Origin of the sequence: Klebsiella sp. OBRC7, from assembly GCF_000293135.1 — a bacterium.
Classification (GTDB): domain Bacteria; phylum Pseudomonadota; class Gammaproteobacteria; order Enterobacterales; family Enterobacteriaceae; genus Klebsiella; species Klebsiella michiganensis.
Genome location: NZ_ALNJ01000140.1, coordinates 173,301 through 198,135, shown reverse-complemented (window position 1 = coordinate 198,135; position 24,835 = coordinate 173,301). Strand labels below are relative to the sequence as shown.

20 protein-coding genes and 1 pseudogene are annotated in these 24,835 nt (G+C 60.5%); 14 read left to right on the top strand and 7 right to left on the bottom strand.

Going from position 1 to position 24,835, the window contains the following annotated elements:
* Positions 1-71 precede the first annotated feature (71 nt).
* From fhuB to mrcB, 5 genes are all read right to left on the bottom strand, one after another.
* Positions 72-2,054, bottom strand: coding sequence for a Fe(3+)-hydroxamate ABC transporter permease FhuB (fhuB, locus tag HMPREF1144_RS26970; RefSeq protein ID WP_009654603.1), 1,983 nt, complete (start codon positions 2,052-2,054; stop codon positions 72-74).
* Positions 2,051-2,941 carry a Fe(3+)-hydroxamate ABC transporter substrate-binding protein FhuD gene (fhuD, locus tag HMPREF1144_RS26965; protein WP_004098729.1) on the bottom strand — a complete coding sequence of 297 codons (891 nt, stop codon included), beginning with the start codon at positions 2,939-2,941 and terminating at the stop codon, positions 2,051-2,053. Before fhuD ends, fhuB begins: the two co-directional genes overlap by 4 nt.
* Positions 2,941-3,738, bottom strand: coding sequence for a Fe3+-hydroxamate ABC transporter ATP-binding protein FhuC (gene fhuC, locus HMPREF1144_RS26960; protein ID WP_009654624.1), 798 nt, complete (start codon positions 3,736-3,738; stop codon positions 2,941-2,943). Before fhuC ends, fhuD begins: the two co-directional genes overlap by 1 nt.
* 45 nt (positions 3,739-3,783) lie before the next feature.
* Positions 3,784-5,988, bottom strand: a complete 2,205-nt coding sequence (fhuA, locus tag HMPREF1144_RS26955; protein WP_009654600.1) for a ferrichrome porin FhuA — start codon at positions 5,986-5,988, stop codon at positions 3,784-3,786.
* A 274-nt stretch (positions 5,989-6,262) separates the two neighbouring features.
* Complete coding sequence (gene mrcB / locus HMPREF1144_RS26950; RefSeq protein ID WP_004098726.1) at positions 6,263-8,818, bottom strand: bifunctional glycosyl transferase/transpeptidase; 2,556 nt, start codon at positions 8,816-8,818, stop codon at positions 6,263-6,265.
* A gap of 319 nt (positions 8,819-9,137) precedes the next feature.
* Between mrcB and HMPREF1144_RS33410 the strand changes: the two genes are divergently transcribed.
* Together HMPREF1144_RS33410 and pulS are read left to right on the top strand one after the other, a co-directional pair.
* Positions 9,138-9,284 carry a hypothetical protein gene (locus HMPREF1144_RS33410; RefSeq protein WP_004098725.1) on the top strand — a complete coding sequence of 49 codons (147 nt, stop codon included), beginning with the start codon at positions 9,138-9,140 and terminating at the stop codon, positions 9,282-9,284.
* A gap of 105 nt (positions 9,285-9,389) precedes the next feature.
* The gene (gene pulS / locus HMPREF1144_RS26945; protein ID WP_042928594.1) at positions 9,390-9,767 is read left to right on the top strand and encodes a GspS family T2SS pilot lipoprotein variant PulS; all 378 of its coding nucleotides are present in this window, start codon (positions 9,390-9,392) and stop codon (positions 9,765-9,767) included.
* 28 nt (positions 9,768-9,795) lie between these two features.
* Here pulS and gspB read toward each other — a convergent pair whose 3' ends face one another.
* Complete coding sequence (gene gspB / locus HMPREF1144_RS26940) at positions 9,796-10,320, bottom strand: type II secretion system assembly factor GspB (protein ID WP_009654540.1); 525 nt, start codon at positions 10,318-10,320, stop codon at positions 9,796-9,798.
* Between the two features lie 71 nt (positions 10,321-10,391).
* On the bottom strand, positions 10,392-13,664 hold the full coding sequence (gene pulA, locus HMPREF1144_RS26935) for a pullulanase-type alpha-1,6-glucosidase (RefSeq protein ID WP_009654629.1): 3,273 nt from the start codon (positions 13,662-13,664) through the stop codon (positions 10,392-10,394).
* A 352-nt stretch (positions 13,665-14,016) separates the two neighbouring features.
* Between pulA and gspC the strand changes: the two genes are divergently transcribed.
* The 12 genes and pseudogenes from gspC to HMPREF1144_RS26875 all read left to right on the top strand — a co-directional run bounded on the left by gspC (position 14,017) and on the right by HMPREF1144_RS26875 (position 24,835).
* Positions 14,017-14,856, top strand: coding sequence for a type II secretion system protein GspC (gene gspC, locus HMPREF1144_RS26930; protein WP_042928592.1), 840 nt, complete (start codon positions 14,017-14,019; stop codon positions 14,854-14,856).
* A gap of 36 nt (positions 14,857-14,892) precedes the next feature.
* Positions 14,893-16,839, top strand: a complete 1,947-nt coding sequence (pulD, locus tag HMPREF1144_RS26925) for a GspD family T2SS secretin variant PulD (RefSeq protein ID WP_052544873.1) — start codon at positions 14,893-14,895, stop codon at positions 16,837-16,839.
* The gene (gspE, locus tag HMPREF1144_RS26920; RefSeq protein WP_009654607.1) at positions 16,836-18,329 is read left to right on the top strand and encodes a type II secretion system ATPase GspE; all 1,494 of its coding nucleotides are present in this window, start codon (positions 16,836-16,838) and stop codon (positions 18,327-18,329) included. Before pulD ends, gspE begins: the two co-directional genes overlap by 4 nt.
* Before the next feature lies 1 nt (position 18,330).
* Positions 18,331-19,536, top strand: a pseudogene (gene gspF, locus HMPREF1144_RS26915) (type II secretion system inner membrane protein GspF).
* A gap of 20 nt (positions 19,537-19,556) precedes the next feature.
* Positions 19,557-19,979, top strand: a complete 423-nt coding sequence (gene gspG / locus HMPREF1144_RS26910; RefSeq protein WP_004098709.1) for a type II secretion system major pseudopilin GspG — start codon at positions 19,557-19,559, stop codon at positions 19,977-19,979.
* Positions 19,979-20,491 (top strand): type II secretion system minor pseudopilin GspH, encoded by a 513-nt coding sequence (gene gspH, locus HMPREF1144_RS26905; RefSeq protein WP_009654561.1) that lies wholly within the window; start codon positions 19,979-19,981, stop codon positions 20,489-20,491. Before gspG ends, gspH begins: the two co-directional genes overlap by 1 nt.
* Positions 20,488-20,853 carry a type II secretion system minor pseudopilin GspI gene (gene gspI, locus HMPREF1144_RS26900; protein ID WP_009654631.1) on the top strand — a complete coding sequence of 122 codons (366 nt, stop codon included), beginning with the start codon at positions 20,488-20,490 and terminating at the stop codon, positions 20,851-20,853. Before gspH ends, gspI begins: the two co-directional genes overlap by 4 nt.
* Positions 20,850-21,446, top strand: coding sequence for a type II secretion system minor pseudopilin GspJ (gene gspJ / locus HMPREF1144_RS26895; RefSeq protein WP_009654574.1), 597 nt, complete (start codon positions 20,850-20,852; stop codon positions 21,444-21,446). The genes gspI and gspJ overlap by 4 nt, the downstream gene beginning before the upstream one ends.
* Entirely contained in the window at positions 21,443-22,423 is a 981-nt protein-coding gene (gene gspK, locus HMPREF1144_RS26890; protein ID WP_009654641.1) for a type II secretion system minor pseudopilin GspK, read from the top strand. The genes gspJ and gspK overlap by 4 nt, the downstream gene beginning before the upstream one ends.
* A complete protein-coding gene (gspL, locus tag HMPREF1144_RS26885; RefSeq protein WP_009654536.1) occupies positions 22,416-23,609 on the top strand; it encodes a type II secretion system protein GspL in 1,194 nt (397 codons plus the stop codon). The genes gspK and gspL overlap by 8 nt, the downstream gene beginning before the upstream one ends.
* Positions 23,602-24,087: a type II secretion system protein GspM gene (gene gspM, locus HMPREF1144_RS26880; protein WP_009654623.1), complete on the top strand. Its 486-nt coding sequence runs from the start codon at positions 23,602-23,604 to the stop codon at positions 24,085-24,087. Before gspL ends, gspM begins: the two co-directional genes overlap by 8 nt.
* Positions 24,077-24,835, top strand: coding sequence for a type II secretion system protein N (locus tag HMPREF1144_RS26875; RefSeq protein ID WP_004098694.1), 759 nt, complete (start codon positions 24,077-24,079; stop codon positions 24,833-24,835). Before gspM ends, HMPREF1144_RS26875 begins: the two co-directional genes overlap by 11 nt.

Below are 24,835 nucleotides of genomic sequence, written 5' to 3'. Positions count from 1 at the left end.
CTGTACTCTTTGAAAATCAATAAGCGGCTTATAACATCGCGACGCCCGCCGGGCATCGCGAGGGTGAAAAGCTACCGGCTCTGCTTTCTCAACAGATAGATAAAGTACGGCGCGCCGATAAACGTCGACAGCAATCCTGCCGGGATTTGGTACGGGAACATAAGCATCCGGCCGCACCAGTCGGCGAACACCAGCAGTACTCCGCCAATCAGGCCGGAGATCAACATATGCGGCATCGTACGCCGGAATCCCATCATACGCGCTATATGCGGCGCCATTAACCCCACGAAGCTGAGCGGGCCAATGGTTAGGGTTGCGGCCGCGGTCAGACATGCCGCCAGCAGCAGCAGCCCGATACGTGACGGCGTCAGCGCCATCCCGATCGCCCTCGCCGCCTCGCCGCCCAGCGACAGAATCGTCAACCAGCGGCGGCAAAGCGGCGTCAGCGCCAGCAGAATAAGCATCGCCGCGCCGCTGCGCATCACGAGTTCCGGCGTGGCGCTGTAGGTTGAGCCAGAAATCCACGTCAGGATCTGCGCCATTCGCGGATCGCCGCTGGCCTGCAGCATCATCAGCAGCATGGTAAACGCCGTGCTCAGCGCCATCCCCGCCAGCAGCATGCGATGCGGCGAGAACCCGCCGCGTCCGGCGGCAATCAGAATGACCAGCAGCGTCGCAGCCGCGCCGAGGCTACCGGCGGGCAGCAGCCAGCCAAAGGCATTTCCCGGCACGAAGAATAGCATCAGCACCACGCCGAACGCTGCGCCCGAGCTGATGCCGAGCACTTCCGGACTGGCCATCGGATTACCGGTTAAGCGTTGGATAATGCAGCCCGCCACCGCCAGCATCACGCCGGCGAACAGCGCTGCCAGAATGCGCGGCCAGCGCCAGGGCATCAGCTGATCCAGCAGCGTTCCGCTAGCCCAGTGCCAGCCCTGCGCGTCGCGGCCGAAAGCCAGCGACGCGACGATGGCCAGCAGCAGAATCGCCAGACCGCCCAGCGCGAACCACAGCACATGTTGCCGTTCAGCCAGCACTTTATCGCCACCGTTCATCACCGGCGCGCTAATGCTGCGCAGGCGCGGCAGCAGCCATAGCAGCAGCGGCGCGCCAATCAGCGCGGTCACCGAACCGGTGGAGACTTCCATCCACACCCGGGCCAGCCAGAGGATAACCTGATCGGAGAGCCACAGCAGCAGCGCGCCAATCAGGGCCGCCAGCAGCAGGCGCGATAGCAGGCGGCGAGCGCCCAGCATCTTCGCCAGCAGCGGCGCGAACAGGCCGATAAAACCAATAATCCCCACCGCATTCACCAACAGGGCGCTGATGATAATCGCCAGAGTCAACGCCCCCAGCCGTGCCAACGAGAGCGCCAGACCGAGGTTGCGCGCCACGCCGTCGTCCAGCCCCATCAGGGTCAGCGGTCGCAGCAGCAGGAGGGTTAGCATCGCTCCGCCCAGCAGCTGCGGCCACAGCCGCTGCACCACGCTCCAGTCGGTCTGCGTCAGGGTACCGGTGCTCCACAGGAACATACTTTGCAGCTGGTCATGATGGAAGATCGCCATCAGCTGATTAAGCGCGCCGCAGTAGAGGCTCACCACCAATCCTGCCAGAATCAACGTCACCGGCGAGAGGCGTTTGCCCCACGAAACGCCAAATACCAGCGCGCCGACAATGCATGCTCCGGCCAGCGCGGCAAACTGCGACGCCAGCACGCCAGGGATCGCCCACAGCGTGGTCACTGTCATGCCTAACTGCGCCCCGGTCGCCACGCCGAGCGTCGTCGGCTCCGCCAGCGGGTTACGCAACACCTGCTGGAACAGCACGCCCACCAGCCCCAGCCCGGCGCCGACCAGCAGCGATATCGCCAGCCGCGGCAGCAGGCTGTAGTGGAACAGCATCTGGGCGATATTATCGATATTCGGCTGCCATAGCGCCTGTCCCCACTCGCTTCGCGGCAGCGCCACGTTGAAGTTGAACAGCGTCAGCGCAGCAGCGACGAGAAGGAGCGTCAACAGCAGTGATGTCGCCAAAGGCGAAATTCGCGATCTCACGCCGGGCCTCCCTGAGCGTCGGCCAGCACGCGGGCAAAATGCATCGCCGATAGCGTCGCGCCATAGAACCACACCGCCGGGACGCGTTGAAAACGCCCTGCGCGAACAAACGGCATCGCTCGCCACAGCGGCGTCGCCATAAGCTGCGCCATCTCCCGCGCATTGCCGTGGTCGAAGCAAATAACGTCGGCGTCTCTGTAGGCCGCCAGCCGGTCAATGCCAACGGTGACGCTGCCCCAGAAGGTGGTTTCGCCCTGCCAGGCATTTTTGATGGCAAAGCGGTCGAGCACCTCCTGGAACAGGCAGTTTTGCGCAAAAACCAGCACGTGACGGCTATCAAGCAGAGTAATCATCAGCAGCGGACGATCGCCGCGGCGGGCAAAGCGCGGTCGCAGGCTCTCCATCAGCGCGTCAAATTCCGCCAGATGGCGCTTCGCTTCCTGCTGCCTGCCGATCAGCTCAGCCATTTCGCTAAGCGACTGCTGAGCCATCATCAGCGGACGCTTGCCGTCGCTGAAGGTGAATCCTCGTCCGGGCGCAATACGCGCCAGCTTTTCCGCCGACGGACCGTATCCCGCCGACCAGACCAGAAACGACGGCTTCATCTGCGTCAGCAGTTCAAGATTTGGCTCGGTACGCAGCCCGACGTCAATTACCGAATCAGGTAGCGCCGGTTCATTGACCCACAGCCGGTAGTTAGGGATATCAGCAACGCCGTAGGGCGTGACGCCCAGCGCCAGCATTAGCTCTACCGGCAGCCATTCGAGCGCGACAATACGCTGCGGATCCACTTCCGCCGCCCGCGCGCCGCGCATCTGCCACAGCAGCGGCGACAGCGCCATTGCGGTCAGCAGGCGCCGCCGCGTGATAAATGTGAGGTTTTCCATCAATAGACAAAACTTACCGGCGCTGCGCCAGCCGGATGCGGCAGGATCCCCATCGGGATGCCGTAAATTTGTTCCAGGGTTTCGCTGCGCATCAACTCCGCGGGCGTTCCCTGAGCGATCATCTCACCGCTGCGCAGCGCAACAAGATAATCGCAGTAGCGCGCCGCCATATTGATATCATGCAGTACGGCAATCACCGTCAGCCCGCGCTGCTGGCTCAGGCGATGAACCAGCGCCAGCACATCCACCTGGTGGGCGATATCCAGCGCCGAGGTGGGTTCATCGAGCAGCAGGCAGCGGCTATCCTGGGCCACCAGCATGGCAATCCACGCGCGCTGGCGTTCACCGCCGGAGAGGCTGTCCACCAGCCGATGGGCCAGCGGTTTTAGCCCGACCAGCGCAATCGCCTCTTCCACTTTCTCCCGATCCGCCGCGCCAAAACGCCCCAGCGCTCCGTGCCACGGATAGCGGCCGATCGCCACCAGCTCACGCACCGTCATGCCTTCCGCCGGCGGCAGCTGCTGCGGCAGATAAGCCACTTTGCGGGCAAAGGCTTTACTGCCCCAGCTGTCGAGCGGCTGACCGTCGAGCAAAACCTCCCCGTCCGAGGGCGCCTGATGGCGGCCAAGCATTTTCAGCAGCGTCGATTTGCCGGAGCCGTTATGGCCAATCAGGCCCGTGACTTTTCCCGCCGGGAAGGTTAATGACAGAGGATGCAGCAGCGTTCTGCCGGGCACGCGGAAGGTCACGCGGTCCAGTGAAAACGTCGTATCGGAGTGCGGAGTGATTTCCTGCATAACGGAACCTGGTCAGAGGCGCGGCGAACCGCGCCCGTTAAGTGGTTAGAAACGGAAAGTCGCGGTCGCCACAACCTGGCGCTCAGCGCCCCAGTAGCATGCGTACTCGCTATAGCAGCTGGAAACGTATTCACGATCGAACAGGTTGTTGACGTTGACCCCGATCGACGACCCCGGCAAACCAAAGCGCGCGAGATCGTATTTCACGGTGGCATCCATTAACGCGTAGCCAGCGACGTTGAAGGCATCATCTTTTTTCCCCGTCGAAGTATCGTTTTTGTAATAGCTTACCGTTGAACCGACATAGCGCGCCCCGGCACCCACCGTCAGGCCGCTCAGCGCGGTTTCGTGGAAGGTGTAGTCGGCCCACAGCGACGCCATGTTGCGCGGCACTTCCGCCGGACGCTTGCCGTTAAAGGTGGTGTCATGCTGGTATTGGGCGTCGGTATAGGTATAGGAAGCCGTCACGTTGACGTTGGCATTAACCGCCGCCTTCGCCTCCAGCTCAATCCCGCGAGAGCGGATTTCGCCCGTCTGGATGCTGAACGAGGCGTTGTTCGGATCCGCCGTCAGGTTTTTATCTTTGGTCAGCTGATATACCGCGGCGGTCAGCACGACCGGCATATCCTTCGGTACGTACTTCACCCCGGCTTCATACTGTTCGCCGTGGGAAGCATCGAAGGGTTTGCCATCCCGCGACGATCCGGAAACCGGCTCAAAAGACTGGCTGTAGCTGAAGTATGGCGAGATACCATTATCAAACAGATAGTTAATACCGCCGCGCCAGGTGAACTGCTGATCGTGATTTTTGGCGAGGGTATTCGCAGGGCGCGTCAGGGTTGAAGCCATCGCATAGTCGTAGCGCCCCCCCAGCGTCATCACCCACTTATCCCACGCCATCTGATCCTGGGCATAGAGACCGGTCTGCTCCATACGGTTCAGCACTGAATAGGGGAAGTTAACGCTCACGTTTGCATTGCCGTACTGCGGGTTCTGCATGTCAAGCGCGGAAGCCGTCCCGTAATCGGCGTTCACATCATTGCGCATGCGCGAATAATCCACGCCGGTTAACAGAGTGTGCCCTACCGCGCCGGTAGCGAAATCAGACTGCAGCTGAGTATCAACGGTAAACGTATTAAGGTTCTCATCAGAGCGAACATATGCACGGTTGATTTTGCCTGTCGGCGTATATCCGTTGCCGTAGACCGAACGGTAGAGGGTATGGACGTTGGCATAACGCAGGTTCTGACGCACGGTGAAAGTATCATCAAACTGATGCGAGAAGCTGTAGCCCACCATCTGCTGACGGCGGGACATCTTATTATCCGCTTCGCCTTCGTTAAAGTCCGTCGGCAGCTTATGCGCCTTACCGTTAGCGTCGTAATACGGCACCACCGTCCCTTCACGCGGCAGCCAGCCGTAATATCCGGCATACGGATCGCTCTGGAAATTACTCAGGAAAGTGAAGTCCGTTTTGTCATCCGGACGCCAGCTAAAGGAGGGGGCGACCGCGTAACGGGTAGACTTCGCCATTTGCTGCTGGGCGTCCTGGCTGCGGCCCAAACCGGTCAGACGATATGACCACACGCCGTCATCATCAATGGCGTCGCTGAAATCAAATCCCGTCTGCCACAGATTATCGGTGCCCATTTTAAACTGGATTTCTTTCAGCGGCTCAGTGGTCGGACGCTTGCTGACCATGCTGACGATACCGCCAGGGTTGCTGTTGCCGTACAGCACAGACGTTGGCCCGCGCATCACCTCAACACGTTCAAGGAAATAAGGGTCCATCGATACTTCGGAATAGTTATTACCCTGCAGCTTCATCCCATCCAGATACTGGTTGGTATTCACCGTTGTCGACGTGGTGAAACCACGAATCGTCACCACATCATAGGTGGTTGAGCTGCCGCGAGTCGAGAATACGCCCGGCGTATAGGCCAGCGCTTCTTTCACCGTCGTCGGCTGCTTCATCTCCATTTCCTGACGGGTCACCACGGAAATAGACTGCGGCGTTTTTTCGATGGGGGTATCGGTTTTTGTTGCGGTAGCCGAATGTTTCGCCGCGATGGTCGCTGCCGGTCCCCAGGCGCTCTCCTGCGGGGCCGAAGCGGCGGTAACGGTAATGGTTTCTTCTTTCGGTTCAACTGCCGCCTGTGCATAAACAGACATGCCGCTAACCGCCGTGGCTACTACAGCTGCGAGTTTACGCAGCGAGTGATTTGGCTGAGCAGTTTTAAGACGCGCCATGGGTATATCTCTAATAGAAGTGAATGATAACGTAAACGAGAATTATTATTATAACGGCTGACATAATAGGCGAAACGATCGCGGCAAGGCAAGAAATATGCCCCTGACGAAATATCAAAGGATGAATAAATAACCAGACGGTAAGTGTGGAGTTAAGCGGGTGTTAATTAATTTCTCGATATAAAAAGGCCCCCTAATACTGAGGTATTAGGGGGCCTCTATTTCAGCATCCATTTAAACGACGAAACGTCGGCTTAAAGGATGGAGCGGATCGTTAATTACTGCCGAACATATCCTTAATCCAGCCCGCGACGCCATCGCTCTTCTCCTGCTTCGGCGGTTGCTGCTGCTGGTTTTGCTGCGGCTGCTGCTGCCCGGACTGATTGAACGGGTTATTCGCCTGCTGCTGTTCAAGCTGCTGCTGTTGGATCTGTTCGCCCTGGCGGCACAGCGCGTCCGGCGTGGTCGTCCATACCGGCAGCGAACGCATGCCGCCGCTGCAGACAAAGTTACCGCTGCCATCGACACCCATATCCACCACATCTTCCGGCGGCGTTAGCACCAATGGGGTCGGGGTCTGGTTTGCCAGATAGCGTTGATAAATAGACATCGCGCCGCTGGCGCCGTACAGCTTGGTCGGCTGGTTATTATCACGACCTACCCAGGTAATGGTCACCTGACCGCCGTCAATACCGGCAAACCAGGTATCAACATTGTTGTTGGTGGTCCCTGTTTTACCCGCCAGATGCAGGCCCGGATACTTCGCGCCCAGCTGGCGACCGGTACCGCGCTGCACCACCTGCTGCATGGTCCATAGCGTCATATACGCCGCCTGCGCCGGCACCGCGCGCTCCGCCTGCGGATAGCTCTGATAGAGCACGGTACCATCTTCGGCGATAACGGACCGCAGCGCGGACAGCGGCGCGCGGTTACCCCCGCTGGCAATGGTCTGAAACGCCTGCGCCACTTCAATCGGCGTCAGGTTCAGCGCCCCCAGCAGCATCGACGGAACCGCGTTCAGCTGATTCTTCGGCGCGCCCAGCTTAGTCCAGGTATCGACCACCGCTGGCAGGCCCAGCGCCATCCCGAGGTTCACCGTCGGCACGTTCATTGAACGCGTCAGCGCGTCAACCAGCATCACTTTACCGCTATCGCTGTAGCGACGATCGTCGTTCTGCGGCGACCACGTCTGGCCATTAGACAGGCGAATCGAGATAGGCGCATCGGCAATCCAGGTATTGAGACGATACTGGTTCGGCTGGCTTAGCGCGGTCAGATAGGTCGCCGGTTTTGCCAGTGAACCAATTGAACGGCGCGCCTGCATCGCGCGGTTATAGCCGGCAAACTGCGGCTCCGCGCCGCCGACCATCGCCCGCACCTCGCCGGTGAAGCGGTCGACCACCACCATCGCGGTTTCCAGATCCGGCAGCTTACGCTGTTTCTTCAGCGCCGGAATACCTTCCGTCGCCGCCTTTTCCGCCGCATCCTGCGCGACTGAGTCGAAGGTGGTGAAGATCTTCACGCCGGAGAGATCTTTCACTTTGTCGCCCAGTTTCGCCTGCAGCTCCTGGCGCACCATCTGCATAAACGCCGGCTGCGGAGAGATAACCCCGCCGCGCGGCTGTACGCCCAGCGGACGCGCGCTCAGCATGTCATACAGCTCCTGATCGATAACCTGCTGCTGCTGCAGCAGACGCAGCACGAGGTTGCGTCGCTCCAGCGCCAGCTTCGGGTTACGCCACGGGTTGTAGACCGACGCGCCTTTTACCATCCCCACCAGCAGCGCCTGCTGATCGAGGCTCAGCTCTTCCACCGGACGACCAAAGTAATACAGGCTCGCCAGCGGGAAGCCGCGGATCTCGTTATCGCCGCTCTGACCGAGGTACACTTCGTTCATATACAGCTCAAGGATACGATCCTTGCTGTAGCGGGCATCAACGATCAGCGCCATATAGGCTTCGTTAGCCTTACGCCAGTAAGAACGTTCGCTGGAGAGGAACAGGTTCTTCACCAGCTGCTGGGTCAGCGTACTCGCCCCCTGCACCGTACGCCCGGCGGTCAGGTTCGCCAGTACCGCGCGGCCAATCGAGTAGAGGCTGATGCCGTCGTGTTCGTAGAAATGGCGGTCTTCCGTCGCCAGCAGGGTATCGACCAGCAGATCCGGGAAGCCGTTGCGCTTAACAAACAGACGCTGTTCGCCGTTGGCCGATTGCAGCATGGTGATCAGGCGCGGATCGAGACGGAAGAAACCGAACTGGCGGTTGTTATCCATATTCTCGATAGTGTCCAGACGATCGCCATTAAAGGTCAGACGCGCGCGCACCTGCCCTTCTTTACTGTCCGGGAAATCGAACGGACGGCGGATCATCTCGATACTGTTGGCCTGTACCGTGTATTCGCCCGGGCGCGTCATCGCGCTCACCTGACGATACTGCGTGGCGTTGAGCAGGCGCACCATTTCGTTTTTGCTGATCTGCATATCCGGCTCAAGGTTGACCATCCGGCCATAAACCGCCGCGGGCAGATCCCAGACTTTACCGTCGATGCGGCTGCGGATTTTCTGATCGAGGTAGACGCCATAGGCGGCAATCAGCACTGCGCAGACGACCCCAATCTTAATCAGCAGCCATAGCCAGGCGCGTTTACGACGAGGGGGTTTACCGCCTTTGCCTTTTCCTTTCCGCGGCATCGGTTTTTCATCCTCATAGTCATCATCATCGTAATCGTCGTCGTAGTCCTCTTCCCGGACCCGACGGCGAGTTACCTTTTGTTTTGCCGGGCGCGAGGGTCTCCCCTTACGTCCGATCGGCTCGCGGTCATCTCCCGCCATGCTTTTTCTCCGCAACTTACAGGCGTAAAGGCCTGATTCTCAATGTTTCCCCGAATGGGGGAAAGAAGAAATCTCTCAAATTGACGCCCGAATATTTTGGCCTTCAGGCGACCATTTATGTACTGCGCGACGCGTTATCATGTCGCTCGCATGATTTTCACTTTAAAAATTCACCATACAAATCATATTATTACACGCTTCACCATCAGAATGGTTCGGGACACGGAACGGATTGTCCAGGCGATACAGGATAGCACTAAACCGCGACATTCTTAACCAGCATTTTACATCCTCATCGAGTAACGAAAGGGAAATTATTATGTTTTTTAACAACATAAAAATGTGCGCCCGTATCGGCCCGCAGTCCTCACAAAGAAACCGGAACGGCGCCGGCGGGAAAGCGTATTTCCGCCGTAAAAGAAAAATCATGCAGGTGAAGAAAAAGAAATTTAAAAGACGAAAATGATAAAAAAGCGAGCCGCTTAACATTGATAATTTGGCAGATTTTCTGATGACTGCGGATAAATATTTGTTAAACTGTCAGCCAATTAATTTTTTCGATTAATATATTATGCGCAACTTTATTCTATTCCCGCTTATGGCGGTCGCCCTGCTCTCAGGCTGTCAGCAAAATCGTTCGACAACCCTCAGTCCTGCCGTGAGCGGTCAGGCCCAGCTTGAGCAGCTCGCCTCCGTCGCCGCCGGGGCGCGCTATCTGAAGAATAAATGCAACCGCAGCGATCTGCCCGCCGATGAAGCGATTAATCGTGCGGCAATAAACGTGGGTAAAAAACGCGGATGGGCGAATATTGACGATAATCTGCTAAGCCAGCGCAGCGCGCAGCTATATCAACAGCTCCAGCAGGACAGTACCCCGGAAGCGACAAAATGCAGCCAGTTTAATCGCCAGCTGGCGCCATTTATTGATAGCCTGCGCGGCAATCAATAGCGCTTATTTTTATTCCGCTCGCACTATTTTATTCAGCCTGCGGACTCTCCTCAATCGCCCCGCCCGGCCAGTCATCCAGCGCCGCGAGGGTAAACGTTTTACCGTTGAAGCTAAATACGGTGAGATCCTGCTGAATCTGCTCAATAACCAGGCTCGGCAGCGGCGAGTCGCCCTCCTTCCAGGACTGTCCGTTTAATACAATGCTGCGTTTCTCCGCCAGCGAGGCGTAGACGTGCGCGCTATAGCGCAGAGGCGGCAGCGTATCTTCATCGATCGCTATTTCTGGCTCAGCCTTCATTTCTGGCTCGGCTTTAACCGCCGTGACGACAGTTTTGACCGCCGGTTGATTCAGCGGCACTAACGCCGCATGCGCTACCGGCTGCCTCATCGGCTGCGGCTCGGGCTTATTCCGCCACTGCTCGCCGCCGAACCAGCCGAGCGCAATCAGCAGCGTGGCGTACAGCGGTACGGTCACATAGGGGATCTGCACCATTTTTCCAACTACCGCCGGGGGCGCAGACTGCGGGTACGGCTTTTGCTGACGAACAAGCACGGGCTTCTCCTTAATCAAGACACGCCATCCCGGCCCGTGGTTATGACGCCGCGGGCCGGGAGGTTCAGGTCTTACTTGCTGCTGACCGGCAGCCCGGCGCCCTGGGCATCGCCCTGCGGCATTTCCAGCACCGCCACCGACCATGCCGGCAGCGTGACCGTGCCGTCAGCGGCAATCTGCACGCCGTTTGCCAGCGAATTTTCGCCCGCCGCCTGCTGGATCGCGCTCAGCTGCAGCGTATCACCGGCAAACTCATTCAGCGTACGGCTTTCCGGCGCGGCGTTAATCACCACCACCAGGCCGTCAAGACGGCTATCCAGGCTGGCGCCCGCTTTCACTCCGTCATCCACGGTCATAACCAGCAGACCGGCCTGCTGGTCTGAACCGGTATTACGGAAATCAACGCGCTTCATCACCGCGCTGCCGTCGCCTAAGGTGAACAGCGGGGAGGATTTACGCAGCTCGGTCAGCTCCTGGTAAAACGCGGTCATCTGCTTCAGCTCCGCTTCGCCCGGCGTGGCAACCATCTCTTTGACGCGAGTAATCACGTCATAGTTGCTGCCGTCATCGCTGATGCGCGGCATCCCAACGTTGTAGTTGTTATCCTGCAGGGAATAATCCACGCGGTTGAACCAGTCGCCGGAGTCGTAGGAGTCGCGGGTAAAGGATTTCGAGCGCAGCAGTTCAGAACCCTGCTGGTCGAAAGCGATCCCCTGCCCGAGCATCACCGTCGCCAGCGAAACGGCCTGCATGCGAACCCGGGTTGCCAGGTCGGCTTCCTGGGACGCTTTATAGCTGATCATGTCCCACAGCGTCTGGTTGTCGTGCTTCGAAACATAGTTGACGACCTCCGTCGGGTCTGCGGCATAGCCGCCAGGCACGCCGTTATAGTCAATTTCGCTGCCTTTCTTCACCGCGCCGTCTTTGTCGATCATCACAAAGTCAGCGAGGTTACCGGCCATGCCCAGACGGGTCAGATCGGCCAGATGACGCACCTGGTCATCGCTCAGGCTGGCGAGTTCGTTTGGCAACACGCCCGCGCCGCTGCCGACGCCCTGGTTCTGACGCAGCGCATCGCCGGAATCGAACGGGCCGCCGCCGCGCACGGAGTCACGCAGGCGATCGGAGAACGTGCCGATGCCGGTACCTTTCAGGTTGATCTGCGAGGCGATTTCAAAACGGTCGCTCTGGTTAGAGTCCCAGCCTTCGCCGAAGAAGTAGATATCCGGGTTCAGGGCCTTAATGCGCTCCCACGCCGAGAGAATTTGCGCTTTCGGGTGATAGCCCATCAGATCGAAGCGGAAGCCATCGATTTTATAGTCCGTGGTCCACACCGCCAGCGAGTCGGCGATCAGCCTGGCGAACATCCGATGCTCCGGCGCAGAGTCGGAACAGCAGGTGGCGGATTCAACGCTGCCGGTAATTTCATTCAGACGCTGATAGTACCAGGGTACGATCTTATCCAGCACCGACGTGCGGTCGGTCGGGCCCGCGGCGTTGGTGTGGTTGTATACCACGTCCATAATGACGTTCATCCCCAGATCCTGCTTGATCGCCTGAATCATGGTGCGGAACTCTTTGATGCGCGTCGTGCCTTCCGGATCGGTCGCGTAGGAGCCTTCCGGAACCGTGTAGTGGAACGGATCGTAGCCCCAGTTGTAGGAGTCGGTCTGCGCCACCAGCGTATTCAGCGCCTGCACCTGCGGATTATCCTGGCTATCGCCCTGCTTAAGCTGATTCAGTACCTCTTCCACGGTGGAGCCGCTGTCGCAGTATCCGGCGAACTCGCTGCTTTTCACCGCGCTGTTCACTTCACACAGGCGGCTGAACGGCTGCTGAATATCGGCGACTTTGTCGCTGAACTCGTTCACCGTCGCCAGATCGAAGACCGGCAGCAGTTCAACGTGCGTGACGCCTGAAGCGGAGAGCTTCTTCAGATGCTGCACCATATTGCTGTCGCCGGCGGTCAGCGCAAGGTATTTACCGCGCAGTTCGGCCGGAACGGTCTGGTCCCAGGCGGAGAGATCGCGAATATGCGATTCATGAATCGTCATCTTCGCTAAATCCGCTTTTGTCTTCTGGGCATGCGGCATCGTCAGGCTATCCCAGCCGTCAGGCTTCAGGGCGCTGTCGTTGAGATCGACCACCTGGCTGTACTCCGAGTTGGTCGACAGGCTATGCGCATACGGATCGGTGACTTCGTACTGTTCAACCTTGCGCGACTGCGGGTGATAAACCGTCATCGCATAGCGGTAGAACGCGCCTTTCAGATCGCTACCGCCCTGCCACGACCACGAGCCGGAAGCGCTGTCGCGGGTCATCGGATGGCTGCCAATCACTTTTTTGTCCGCGCTGTAGACCACCACATCCACCTGCTGAGCGGTCGGCGCCCAGACGCGGAAGGTGACGCCGCCGTCGGCCAGCTGCGCGCCGTAGCTCAGGGCTTCCGCCGCTTCGGCATAGGTATCATCCAGCACGCCCGCCGTCTGTACCTGGGTGGCGGAAATCAGGATCCCGTCCTCTGCGGCGGCAATGGCGACCGTTTCGCCCTGCAGCAGCTCGTCAACGTTAGCGTTGTCCGGCAGCTTAAAGGCCGCATAGCTGGAAAGGTGCGGGAAGCGCATGCTGACCTGCTGGCTGACGGTAGTCGGCGTCAATTTCAGGTAGCGGTCGGTAAATTTGCCTTCGCCGTCGGCCGCCACTTTACTGCTGTGGCTGTAGTAGAGGCGCACGAGGGGCTTATCCTGCCCGCCCGGCCACAGCAGCGTATTTTTATCGACCCAGTGGGCTTCGGCCAGCGCGACGCCAAAAGCGGCGCGGAAGGCGTCGGCGCGGGAGTCATAGACCGCGCTGTTGCCGGCGATCACCGATACCGTACGATCGGTAAAGTCGCCAAACGACACCCGCAGGTCGCTATCGATCAGCTTATCGGTGCCGTCGCGAACGATAACGTTAATACAGCCGCTCTCTTTGTTGAGCGGGATCACCCAGTACGGGCCATATTTATCGCTGCCGCTCGGCGTGGTGCTGACGTCATTCCAGTCCGCTACCGGCGCGCTCAGCGCGTCGCAGGTTTCGTTATTCCATAAGTAGAGATTTTTACTGCTGTAGTCCACAGCGCTACTGCTGGTGATGCCGGCGATATCCACCAGGTGAATGACCGCCTGCTTTTCTGTCGCCGTGGCCGCTTCGCCGGGTACGGCAACGTCAGGTAAACGTACAATCACATCCTGATTACCAGGAGTGTCGGGATTTCCAGAGGAAGAAGAAGAGGATCCGTTATCGCAGCCGCTAAGTAAAACCAGCGATCCCAGAACCAGGGCATTACGGGTATATCTGAGCATTCGATAGTCCCTATACATGCTGATTAAATTATATGAAGTGTTATATACGCGAAACTATTCCTGGCGCACTTAAGCACCATAAAAAAATGACGAGCATATCTTTAAAGCGTCGATAATTAGATATTCTTGCTCTCTTAGGTTCAATCATCCATTCACTCATCCTCCGGGGGCGTAGGCGGCCGGAGGAGTAAAAATAAAAAGGGAATGACGACCGCAATAGCCAAACTCTTTATGATTCGCAGCGACCTACGCAGATTCCCGCAATAAGCACGCTCACAATAAAAAATGCCCCACCAATATCGGTAGGGCGGTACCTTTTGCTGAGGGAAATAGAATGAGCAAAGGAATAAAAATGCATAATTCCGTGATGAGATTAACAATATCAAATAAAAAAATAATTAATTACGCGCCTCATATTGTGACGTCCATCATATTATTTTTTATCTGCCAGCAGCTCGCCCAATTAACCTGGAAAATAATTCTCCCGGTAAACTTTACGGATAACGCATTGAGCCCTGCCGATATGACGGCGCCCGCCGCTCGTTCCCCGGAAACGGCGCTGCCGCGCTTTACGCTGTTTGGCCTTGCGGAGAAAACCTCCGCCTCCGCGCACGGCGGCAACCTCGACCAGGCGCCCGTTTCGGCGCTCAAACTGCGCGTCACCGGCCTGCTCGCCAGCACCGACCCCTCTCGCGCCATTGCCATCATGATGAAAGGGAATCAACAGGTTAGCCTCGGGATTGGTGATAATACGCCGGGCGGAGAGGCGAAAATCGTCGCCATTTTCCCCGACCGCCTGATTGTTAATTACCGCGGCAGAAATGAGTCTATCCCGCTGTTTAACGACCCGCCCGCCGCCGGCAAAAATAGCGCCGCGCCGCCAGCCCGCCAATTGGCGCAGGAGCTCCGCGCGCAGCCGCAAAATATTCTTCATTACCTCAATATTTCGCCGGTCATGGTTAACGACAAGCTCAGCGGATATCGTCTGAATCCAGGCAAAGACCCGGCGCTATTTCGCCAGGCGGGTCTCAAGGAAAACGATCTGGCGATAGCCCTGAACGGCCTGGATCTTCGCGATAAAGAACAGTCCCGCCAGGCATTAGCCCAGTTACCGGAATTAACTGAAATAACCCTTACCGTTGAACGCGACGGCCAGAAACAAGATATTTATCTAGCCCTGAGGGATGAATAATTGATCATCGCCAACGTCATTCGCCCATTTTCCCTGATGCTGCTGGTATTTGCCGCGCTGTTATTCAAACCGGCCGCGGCGGAAGAGTTTTCCGCCAGCTTTAAGGGCACCGATATTCAGGAATTTATCAATACGGTGAGTAAAAACCTGAATAAAACGGTCATTATCGATCCCAGCGTACGCGGCACCATTACCGTGCGCAGCTACGATATGCTCAACGAAGAGCAATATTATCAATTCTTCCTCAGCGTCCTCGATGTCTATGGCTTCGCGGTGATTAATATGAATAACGGCGTCCTGAAAGTCGTTCGTTCGAAGGATGCGAAAACCGCCGCGGTGCCGGTGGCGAGCGATGCCGCGCCGGGCATTGGCGATGAGGTCGTCACCCGCGTCGTGCCCCTGACCAACGTCGCGGCCCGCGATCTGGCGCCGCTGCTGCGCCAGCTTAACGATAACGCCGGCGCGGGCAGCGTGGTGCACTATGAACCCTCCAACGTCCTGCTGATGACCGGCCGCGCGGCGGTCATCAAGCGCCTGCTAACCATCGTCGAACGCGTCGATAACGCCGGAGACCGCAGCGTGGTGACGGTTCCCCTCGCCTGGGCCTCCGCCGCCGATGTGGTCAAGCTGGTGACCGAACTCAACAAAGACACCAGCAAATCGGCGCTGCCCGGCTCAATGGTCGCCAACGTGGTGGCCGATGAACGCACCAACGCGGTACTGGTCAGCGGCGAGCCGAACTCCCGCCAGCGGATCATCGCCATGATTAAGCAGCTCGACCGCCAGCAGGCGACCCAGGGCAATACCAAAGTGATCTACCTGAAATACGCCAAAGCCTCCGACCTGGTGGAAGTGCTGACCGGCATCAGCAGCACGATGCAGAGCGAAAAGCAGGCCGCGAAGCCGGTGGCGGCGCTGGATAAAAATATCATTATCAAAGCGCACGGTCAGACCAACGCCCTGATTGTCACCGCCGCCCCGGACGTAATGAACGATCTGGAGCGGGTGATCGCCCAGCTGGATATCCGCCGCCCGCAGGTGCTGGTCGAAGCGATTATCGCCGAAGTGCAGGACGCTGACGGTCTGAACCTCGGCATCCAGTGGGCCAATAAAAATGCCGGGATGACCCAGTTCACCAACAGCGGTCTGCCGATATCCACGGCCATCGCCGGGGCCAACCAGTACAACAAAGACAGCACCGTCAGCAGCTCGCTGGCGAGCGCCTTAAGCTCCTTCAACGGCATTGCCGCTGGCTTCTACCAGGGCAACTGGGCGATGCTGTTAACCGCCCTTTCCAGCAGCACCAAGAACGATATTCTCGCGACGCCGAGTATCGTCACCCTCGACAACATGGAAGCCACCTTTAACGTCGGCCAGGAGGTCCCGGTGCTGACCGGCTCGCAAACCACCTCCGGCGATAACATCTTCAATACCGTCGAGCGCAAAACCGTCGGCATCAAGCTAAAGGTGAAGCCACAAATCAACGAAGGCGATTCGGTTCTGCTGGAGATCGAACAGGAGGTCTCCAGCGTGGCGGACGCCGCCTCCAGCACCAGCTCGGATCTCGGCGCGACCTTCAATACCCGTACGGTCAATAACGCCGTACTGGTCGGCAGCGGCGAAACGGTGGTCGTCGGCGGACTGCTGGATAAAAGCGTCTCCGACACCGCCGACAAAGTCCCTCTGCTCGGCGATATCCCGGTGATTGGCGCGCTGTTCCGCTCCACCAGCAAAAAGGTCTCCAAGCGCAACCTGATGCTGTTTATCCGCCCGACGGTGATCCGCGACCGCGACGAGTACCGTCAGGCTTCATCCGGGCAGTACACCGCGTTTAACGACGCCCAGAGCAAACAGCGCGGCAAAGAGAACAACGACGCGATGCTGAGTAACGATCTGCTGGAGATCTACCCGCGCCAGGATACCGCCGCGTTCCGCCAGGTCAGCGCCGCCATCGACGCCTTCAATCTGGGAGGCAATCTATGACCCCCGCCGCTGAACGACGCCCGCTGCTCCCCTTCGGCTACGCCCGCGCGCACAACGTGATGCTCCTGGGCAACGGCGAAAGCTGCGAGGTTTTCTGCCTCGCCGCCACCGCGCCGCAGGCGCTGCTGGAAGCTCGCAGGGTGGCCGGGATGCCGTTCAGCCTCGAGCGACTGGAAGCGGAAGCGTTCGAAAAGCTGCTGGTGCTGAGCTATCAGCGCGACTCCGCCGAGGCCCGGCGCATGATGGCGGATATCGGCAACGAGCTGGATCTGTACACCCTTGCCGAAGAGCTACCGGACACCGACGACCTGCTGGATAGCGAAGACGACGCGCCGATTATCCGCTTGATTAACGCCATGCTCACCGAGGCTATCAAAGAGAAAGCATCGGATATTCATATCGAAACCTATGAACGCCACCTGCAAATTCGCTTTCGCGTCGACGGCGTACTGCGCGAAATCCTGCGCCCCCAGCGCCGCCTCGCCGCGCTGCTGATCTCGCGCATAAAGGTGATGGCGAGCCTTGATATCGCCGAAAAGCGCATTCCTCAGGACGGTCGCATGGCGCTGCGCATTGGCGGACGCGCCGTCGACGTGCGCGTCTCCACCCTGCCGTCGAGCTACGGCGAACGCGTGGTGCTGCGTCTGCTCGATAAAAACAGCGTCAATCTCGACCTGCTGACCCTCGGCATGTCGCCCGCGCTGCTTCAGCAGGTGGATGGACTGATCGCCCGCCCGCACGGCATTGTGCTGGTGACCGGGCCGACCGGTTCAGGAAAAAGCACCACCCTCTACGCCGCGCTGAGCCGCCTCGATGCCCGCGAGCGCAACATCATGACCATTGAAGATCCTATCGAATATGAGCTGGAGGGCATCGGTCAGACCCAGGTTAACGCGAAAGTCGATATGACCTTTGCCCGCGGGCTGCGCGCCATTTTGCGCCAGGACCCTGACGTGGTGCTGGTGGGCGAAATTCGCGACGGCGAAACGGCGCAGATCGCCGTTCAGGCTTCGCTAACTGGTCATCTGGTGCTCTCAACGCTGCACACCAACAGCGCGCTGGGCGCCATCTCGCGCCTGCAGGATATGGGCGTGGAGCCTTTTCTGCTCTCCACCTCGCTGCTGGCGGTGATGTCGCAGCGACTGGTGCGCCGGCTCTGCCCGCACTGTCGCCAGCAGGAACCGGCCAATGCCGACACCGCCCGCCAGATGGAGATCGCTCCCGGCACGGCGCTCTGGCAGCCCCGGGGCTGCGCCGAGTGCGGCTTTACCGGCTATCGCGGACGTACCGGCATTCACGAACTGCTGCTGGTGGACGATCGCGTGCGTATGGCAATCCACCGCGGTGAAAACGAGGTGACGCTGATCCAGCAGCTGGGGGCGGGCTATATCACCCTGCGCCACGCCGGACGGGACAAGGCGCTGGCGGGGATCACCAGCTGGCAAGAGGTGCTGCGGGTTAGCGAACAGCAGATCGCGGAGGCCTCCTGACATGGCGCTTTTTCGCTATCAGGCCGTTGATGAAAACGGTAAAACCCGGCGCGGCGTCCAGCAGGCGGACTCCGCCCGCCACGCTCGCCAGCTGCTGCGGGAAAAGGGCTGGCTGGCGCTGGACATCGCCCCGGCAGCCGGCAGCGGCGGGCAACCGCGCTTTATCCGCCGCACCAACGCCCGCGATCTCGCCCTCGTTACCCGCCAGCTGGCGACGCTGGTCGCCGCCGCCATCCCGCTGGAAAAAGCGCTCGACGCGGTCGCCCAGCAGTGTGAAAAAAGCCAGTTGAAAACCCTGATTGCCGGCGTGCGCGGCAAAGTGCTGGAAGGCCATTCGCTGGCGGAAGCGATGCGCGGCTACCCGGGCTGCTTCGACGCGCTCTACTGCGCGATGGTCGCCGCCGGAGAAGCCTCCGGCCACCTCGACGGCGTGCTGAACCGGCTGGCGGACTATACCGAACAGCGCCAGCAGCTGCGCGCCCGGCTGCTGTAGGCGATGATTTACCCCATCGTGCTGACCCTGGTGGCGGTCAGCGTGATTGTGATTCTGCTTTCAACGGTGGTGCCAAAGGTTGTCGATCAGTTTATCCACCTTAAGCAGGCGCTGCCGTTTTCCACCCGCCTGCTGATGGCGATGAGCGATGTGCTGCGCGCCACCGGTCCGTGGCTGCTGCTGGCCGCCATGCTCATCGCTCTGCTGCTGCGCTACCTGCTGCGGCAGCCGGCAAAGCGGCTGGCCTGGCACAGGCTGCTGCTGCGCCTGCCGCTGATTGGCCGGGTCGCGCGCAGCGTTAACAGCGCCCGCTACGCCCGCACCCTGAGCATTCTCAACGCCAGCGCCGTTCCGCTGCTGCTGGCGATGCGCATCAGCGCGGAAGTATTAAGCAACGCCTGGGCGAAGCGCCAGCTGGAAGCCGCCAGCGACGCGGTGCGCGAAGGCGTCAGCCTGCATCGCGCGCTCGAAATGACCCAGCTGTTCCCGCCGATGATGCGCTACATGGTCGCCAGCGGCGAACAGAGCGGCGAGCTCAACGGCATGCTGGAGCGCGCGGCGGATAACCAGGACCGGGATCTGAGCGCGCAAATTCAGCTGGCCCTTAGCCTGTTTGAACCTCTGCTGGTGGTGGCGATGGCCGGCATGGTGCTGTTTATCGTCCTCGCCATCCTGCAACCGATACTGCAGCTCAATACCCTGATGAGTATGTAATTGTTCTAATGGAGAAAAATATGCAACGACAGCGCGGATTCACCTTACTGGAAATCATGGTGGTGATTGTTATCCTCGGCGTGCTCGCCAGCCTCGTGGTGCCCAACCTGATGGGCAACAAGGAAAAGGCCGACCGGCAAAAAGTGGTCAGCGATCTTGTGGCGCTCGAGGGGGCGCTGGACATGTACAAACTGGATAACAGCCGCTATCCCACCACCGAACAGGGGCTGCAGGCGCTGGTCAGCGCGCCGTCGGCCGAGCCGCACGCGCGCAACTATCCTGAAGGGGGCTATATTCGCCGTCTGCCGCAGGATCCCTGGGGCAGCGATTACCAGCTGCTGAGCCCCGGCCAGCACGGACAGGTGGATATTTTCAGCCTCGGGCCGGACGGCGTACCGGAGAGCAATGACGATATCGGCAACTGGACAATCGGGAAGAAATAGTGCGACAGCGCGGCTTTACGTTGCTGGAGATGATGCTCATTTTGCTGCTGATCGGCGTCAGCGCGGGCATGGTGATGCTGGCCTTCCCCGCCTCGCGCGACGATAGCGCGGCGCAGGCGCTGGCGCGCTTTGAGGCGCAGCTGCGCTTTGTCCAGCACCGAGGGCTGCAAACCGGCCAGTTTTTTGGCGCCTCGGTGCATCCCGATCGTTGGCAGTTTCTGGTCTTACAGCCCCGCGAAAGCAACGACCCGCCCCCGGCCGGCGACGACTGGAACGGCTATCGCTGGATCCCCCTGCGCGCCGGACGCGTCGCCACCTCGGGCAGCGTCGCCGGGAACACGCTGCATCTCACTTTTCCGCAGGGCGAGGCCTGGACGCCGGGCGGCAATCCCGATGTGCTGATCTTTCCCGGCGGTGAGATGACACCGTTCCGGCTGACCGTCGGCGAGGGACCGGGTATTGCGTTTAATGCGCGCGGCGAAAGCCTGCCCGAACCGCAGGAGACGCCATGAAAAAGCAGGCCGGTATGACGCTGATTGAAGTGATGGTCGCCCTGGCGGTCTTCGCCCTCGCCGGGCTGGCGGTGATGCAGGCCACGCTCCAGCAAACCCGCCAGCTGGGTCGTATGGAGGAGAAAACCCTGGCCGGCTGGCTGGCGGATAATCAGCTGGTGCAGCTCCGGCTGGAAAATCGCTGGCCCGCGCTGAGCTGGTCGGAAACCACGGTGCAGGCGGCGGGCGTCAGCTGGCACATTCGCTGGCAGGGGGTGGAGACCGACCTGCCGCAGCTGCGGGCGCTGGACGTTGAAGTCCGCCGCGCCAAAAGCGATAAAATGCCCGTCTCTTCGCTGCGCACCTACGTGACGCCGCCATGATCCAGCGCGCTCGCGGATTTACCCTCGTCGAAATGCTGCTGGCGCTGGCTATCCTCGCCGCGCTCAGCGTCGCTGCGGTCACGGTGCTGCAAAACGTGATGCGCGCCGATACGCTCACCCGCGATAAGGGCGGGCGCATGCAGGCGTTACAGCTAACGTTCAGCCAGATGGCGGCGGACTTTAGCCAAATCATTCCCCGCCGCAGCCGCGACAGCGCGAGCCTGTTTTTTGCCGGACGTTTTCAGCTCGGCAGCGACGACTGGGCGATCGCCTTTAGCCGTAACGGCTGGCCCAATCCTTTGGGGATCCTGCCGCGTTCGGAAATTCAGAACGTCAGCTACCGCCTGCGCGGGGATCGGCTGGAGCGTCTGAGCTACGACCAGCAGGACCCGCTGCCCGGTAATCTGCCCACGGTGACCGTTATGCAGCGCAACGTGCAGGCGTTTCGCCTGCGCTTTTACGCCAGCGGCCGCTGGCAGGATGAATGGCAGCAGACCCAGACGCTGCCGCAGGGGCTGGAAGTCACCCTGACGCTGGAGCAGTCCGGCGAGATCCGCCGGCTGTTTCTGCTTACGCCGGGAGGCAGCCAATGAATACCCGCCAGCGCGGCGTCGCCCTGCTTATGGTGCTGCTGATCCTCGCTCTGATGATGGTGCTGGCGAGCGCCATGACCGAACGCAGCGCGCGGATGTATCAGCAAACCGCCACTACCCTCGATAACCTGCAGGCTAAATGGTACGCGCTGGGGGCGGAAACCCTGGCGGCGGCGCTGCTGCAACGCGACGCGCTCGACTCGCCGAACCAGACCCATCTGGCGCAGAACTGGGCCCAGCAGGGGCGCCGCTTTTCGGTCAATGATGGCGAGATCTACGCCACGATTACCGACGCTCAGGCCTGCTTCAACCTCAACGCCATTAACCAGCTCAGCGGCGACGAAAGCGTTGAAATCCCTTATCCCGCGCAGGTTTTTACCCGACTGCTGGAGAACCTCGGCAGCGAGCCGCTGCGAGCCTTACAGCTGACCGCCGCCCTGCGCGACTGGGTGGACAGCGATCGCCAGGCGCTGCTGAACGGCGCGGAAGACGAAGTCTATATGGCGCAATCCCCCGGCTATCTGACCGGCAATCAGCCGCTGCAGGACGTCAGCGAGCTGCGTCTGCTGGCCGGGATGGACGCCGCGCTCTATCAGCGTCTGCTGCCCTACGTCTGCGCCCTGGCGGACGAGACGCTGCAGGTGAACATCAATACCCTGCAGCCCGCTCAGGCCGCGCTGCTGGCGTCGCTCTTCCCCGCTGAACTCACCCTCGCCGAAGCCCGACAGTTGCTGCAGGCCCGCGCGGCCACCGGCTGGAGCAGCGTCGCCGCCTTCCTGTCGCAGCCACTATTACAAAAAACCGATACCGCCGCCGCGCGTCCGTGGCTGGCGGTGCACAGCGAGCGCTTTATCGCCACCTTCAGCGTGGTGATGGGCAGCGCCCGCTATCAGCAACGCAGTCTCCTGCAAAAGCAGGGGCGAACCTTCAGCGTCGTCCAGCGGCGCTACGGAATCTATTGGGTAGCCGATGAATAACCACCATACTTTTTCCGCCGCCGTGCTGATTATTCGCCTCAATCCCGATGCCGCGACGGCGATATGGCGGCTGGCTGCGCCGGGCGACGCGGCGCAGACTGGCGAGTGGCATCCTGACGCTGGCGACCCGACGCTCAGCCTGCTGGCGCAGCGTCATCCGGCCTGGGTGCTGGTGCCCGCCAGCGACTGCGCGTTTCATCGCGTTACCCTGCCCGCCGGCGCGCGTCGAAATGCGCAGCAGGCGCTGGCGTTTTTACTCGAAGAACAGCTGGCAACGGAGATCGAAGAGAGCCATTTTGCCCTGATCCACCGGGATAAAAGCGACTGTGCCGTGGCGGTGGTCGGGCGGGAGAAGATGCGCGCATGGCAGGCCTGGTGCGAGGGGCTCGGACTGAACGTGCTGGCCCTGACGCCGGATGCCCTTGCCCTGCCGCACAACCCGACCGGCTGGAGCGCCGTACGCTGCGGCGAACAGTGGCTGTTTCGCTGCGAGACGTGCAGCGGTATGGCGGTGGAAACCCCATGGCTCGGCGAACTGCTGGTTCACTGGCCTGACCTCGCGCCCATCGCCTGCTACTCGCCGCCGCCGGATATCGCCGCGCCGTGGCAGCCTCGCCCGGTGCAGGATTTGCTGGCGCTGGCGGCGAGCAACCCGCAGGCGCGCAAAATCTGCTTACGCCAGGGCAATTTTGCCGCGAAACGCCGGCCGCCGACGCCCCGACGCTGGCGGACGGCGATTGTCGCAACCCTGGCGCTACTGCTGCTGTGGAGCGGAAATCGCCTCCACGACCATCTCGCCCTGGCGCGTCAGGCCGACGCCGCCGTGCAGGCCAGCCGTGATTTTTACCGCCAGTGGTTCAAAGCGGAAAAAAATCTCGTCAATCCACGCCTGCAAATGCAGCAGCATCTGCGCCGTCTGGAAAGCGTGAGCGCCCGGCCGGCGCTCATCTCACGGCTCGGCGCCCTGCAGCAAATCATCGCTGAAACGCCGGGCATTCGTCTGCGCGCCCTGAGCTTTGACGCCGCGCGCAACGCGCTGCAGCTGGAGATATCCGCCGTTTCATCGCAGGCCCTGGCGCAGTTCAGCCAGCGGGCGCGGGCGGGGTTTCGCGTGCAGACCGGTGAGATGAAGCCGCGCGCCGACGGTATTGAAGGGCGTCTGACGCTGGAGGGTAACGATGGATAACCTGCTCGCCTTATGGCAACAGCGTACGCGCCGCGAACGGCATCTGCTGCTGGGGATGGGCGTCATGCTGCTTATTGGCCTGATTTATTACGCCCTCTGGCAGCCCTGGCAAAATCGCGAGGCGCAGTGGCGGCAAACGCTGGCCAGGGAGCAGTCCAGCCTGCGATGGATGCGCCAGCAGACCCCGCTTCTCCAGCAGCTTAACCAGCGGAAACCTTCTGCCGCGCCGGAAGAACCCTCAACGTTGATTATGCGCGAAGCCGGCCGCCACGGTATCGCTATCGTTCGCCTGCAGCCGCAGGGCTCCCGCCTGAGCCTTACCGTGCAGCCCGCCGATTTCCAGGCGCTGATGGCATGGCTGGACGCGCTGGGGCAGGCGGGGATGACTACCGCCACCCTGGCGGTGACCGCCGTGGCGCAGCAGCCCGGTTGGGTGACGATTAATACGCTGATGCTGGAGCGCAGCGATGAAAAATAAACTTACTATCGCCGTGCTGCTGGCGGCGGTCTATCTCTTCTGGCTGCTGTTTAGCGCGCCGGCGCGGCTGCTCACTCTGGCGCTACCGGACGGCGCGCGGCTCGGCGAAACCACGGGCACCCTGTGGCAAGGAGAAGCCCGTCAGGCCAGCTGGCGCGGTTTTGACATCGCCCATTTACGCTGGGAGTTTGGCTTTTCGTCGTGGCTTCCCGGCTGGCATATCGCGTTTAACGACCCCTCCGGGCTGCGCGGCCAGGCCTGGCTGCACGGTCTGAACGACGTTGTGGTGCGCGAGGGACGACTCGCGGCGCCGGCCCGGACGATCGGCCAGCGGTTAGCATCCGGCATACCGCTGGAGGCCCGCGGTCAGGTTGTGCTGACGCTGCCCGAGGCCCGCTTTAACGCTGGCGGTTGCCGACAGATGACCGCCAGCACCGTGCAGTGGCGGGACGCGGCGCTCAGCTCCCCCGCCGGGTCGCTCGAACTGGCCCAGGTCAACGGCAAACTAAGCTGTACCCCGGCGGGCGCGCTGGCTGTCGCCCTGACCCAGGACTCCCGTCAGCTTAGCCTCGCAGGACAGGGCGTTCTGACGCCCAACGGGCGCTATACGTTTAACGGTACGCTGCAGACCCGCCAGACGGCTCCGGCGCTGCTGACGCTGCTGCTCGCGCAAAACGGCCGCAAAGATGAGCAGGGGCGCACGCCGTGGCAGTGGCAGGGGCAGTGGCGCTCCGGGGAGAAAAAATAG

What these genes read in the sequence shown, in the direction of transcription:
- mrcB (WP_004098726.1), bottom strand. Translation starts at nt 8,818, where the DNA reads ATGGCGGGAGATGACCGCGAGCCGATCGGACGTAAGGGGAGACCCTCG.
- gspM (WP_009654623.1), top strand. Translation starts at nt 23,602, where the DNA reads ATGGATAACCTGCTCGCCTTATGGCAACAGCGTACGCGCCGCGAACGG.
- gspK (WP_009654641.1), top strand. Translation starts at nt 21,443, where the DNA reads ATGAATACCCGCCAGCGCGGCGTCGCCCTGCTTATGGTGCTGCTGATC.
- HMPREF1144_RS26875 (WP_004098694.1), top strand. Translation starts at nt 24,077, where the DNA reads ATGAAAAATAAACTTACTATCGCCGTGCTGCTGGCGGCGGTCTATCTC.
- gspI (WP_009654631.1), top strand. Translation starts at nt 20,488, where the DNA reads ATGAAAAAGCAGGCCGGTATGACGCTGATTGAAGTGATGGTCGCCCTG.
- pulA (WP_009654629.1), bottom strand. Translation starts at nt 13,664, where the DNA reads ATGCTCAGATATACCCGTAATGCCCTGGTTCTGGGATCGCTGGTTTTA.
- fhuC (WP_009654624.1), bottom strand. Translation starts at nt 3,738, where the DNA reads ATGCAGGAAATCACTCCGCACTCCGATACGACGTTTTCACTGGACCGC.
- gspL (WP_009654536.1), top strand. Translation starts at nt 22,416, where the DNA reads ATGAATAACCACCATACTTTTTCCGCCGCCGTGCTGATTATTCGCCTC.
- fhuD (WP_004098729.1), bottom strand. Translation starts at nt 2,941, where the DNA reads ATGGAAAACCTCACATTTATCACGCGGCGGCGCCTGCTGACCGCAATG.
- gspC (WP_042928592.1), top strand. Translation starts at nt 14,017, where the DNA reads ATGCATAATTCCGTGATGAGATTAACAATATCAAATAAAAAAATAATT.
- pulS (WP_042928594.1), top strand. Translation starts at nt 9,390, where the DNA reads ATGCGCAACTTTATTCTATTCCCGCTTATGGCGGTCGCCCTGCTCTCA.
- gspE (WP_009654607.1), top strand. Translation starts at nt 16,836, where the DNA reads ATGACCCCCGCCGCTGAACGACGCCCGCTGCTCCCCTTCGGCTACGCC.
- gspJ (WP_009654574.1), top strand. Translation starts at nt 20,850, where the DNA reads ATGATCCAGCGCGCTCGCGGATTTACCCTCGTCGAAATGCTGCTGGCG.
- gspG (WP_004098709.1), top strand. Translation starts at nt 19,557, where the DNA reads ATGCAACGACAGCGCGGATTCACCTTACTGGAAATCATGGTGGTGATT.
- HMPREF1144_RS33410 (WP_004098725.1), top strand. Translation starts at nt 9,138, where the DNA reads ATGTTTTTTAACAACATAAAAATGTGCGCCCGTATCGGCCCGCAGTCC.
- fhuA (WP_009654600.1), bottom strand. Translation starts at nt 5,988, where the DNA reads ATGGCGCGTCTTAAAACTGCTCAGCCAAATCACTCGCTGCGTAAACTC.
- pulD (WP_052544873.1), top strand. Translation starts at nt 14,893, where the DNA reads ATGCTGCTGGTATTTGCCGCGCTGTTATTCAAACCGGCCGCGGCGGAA.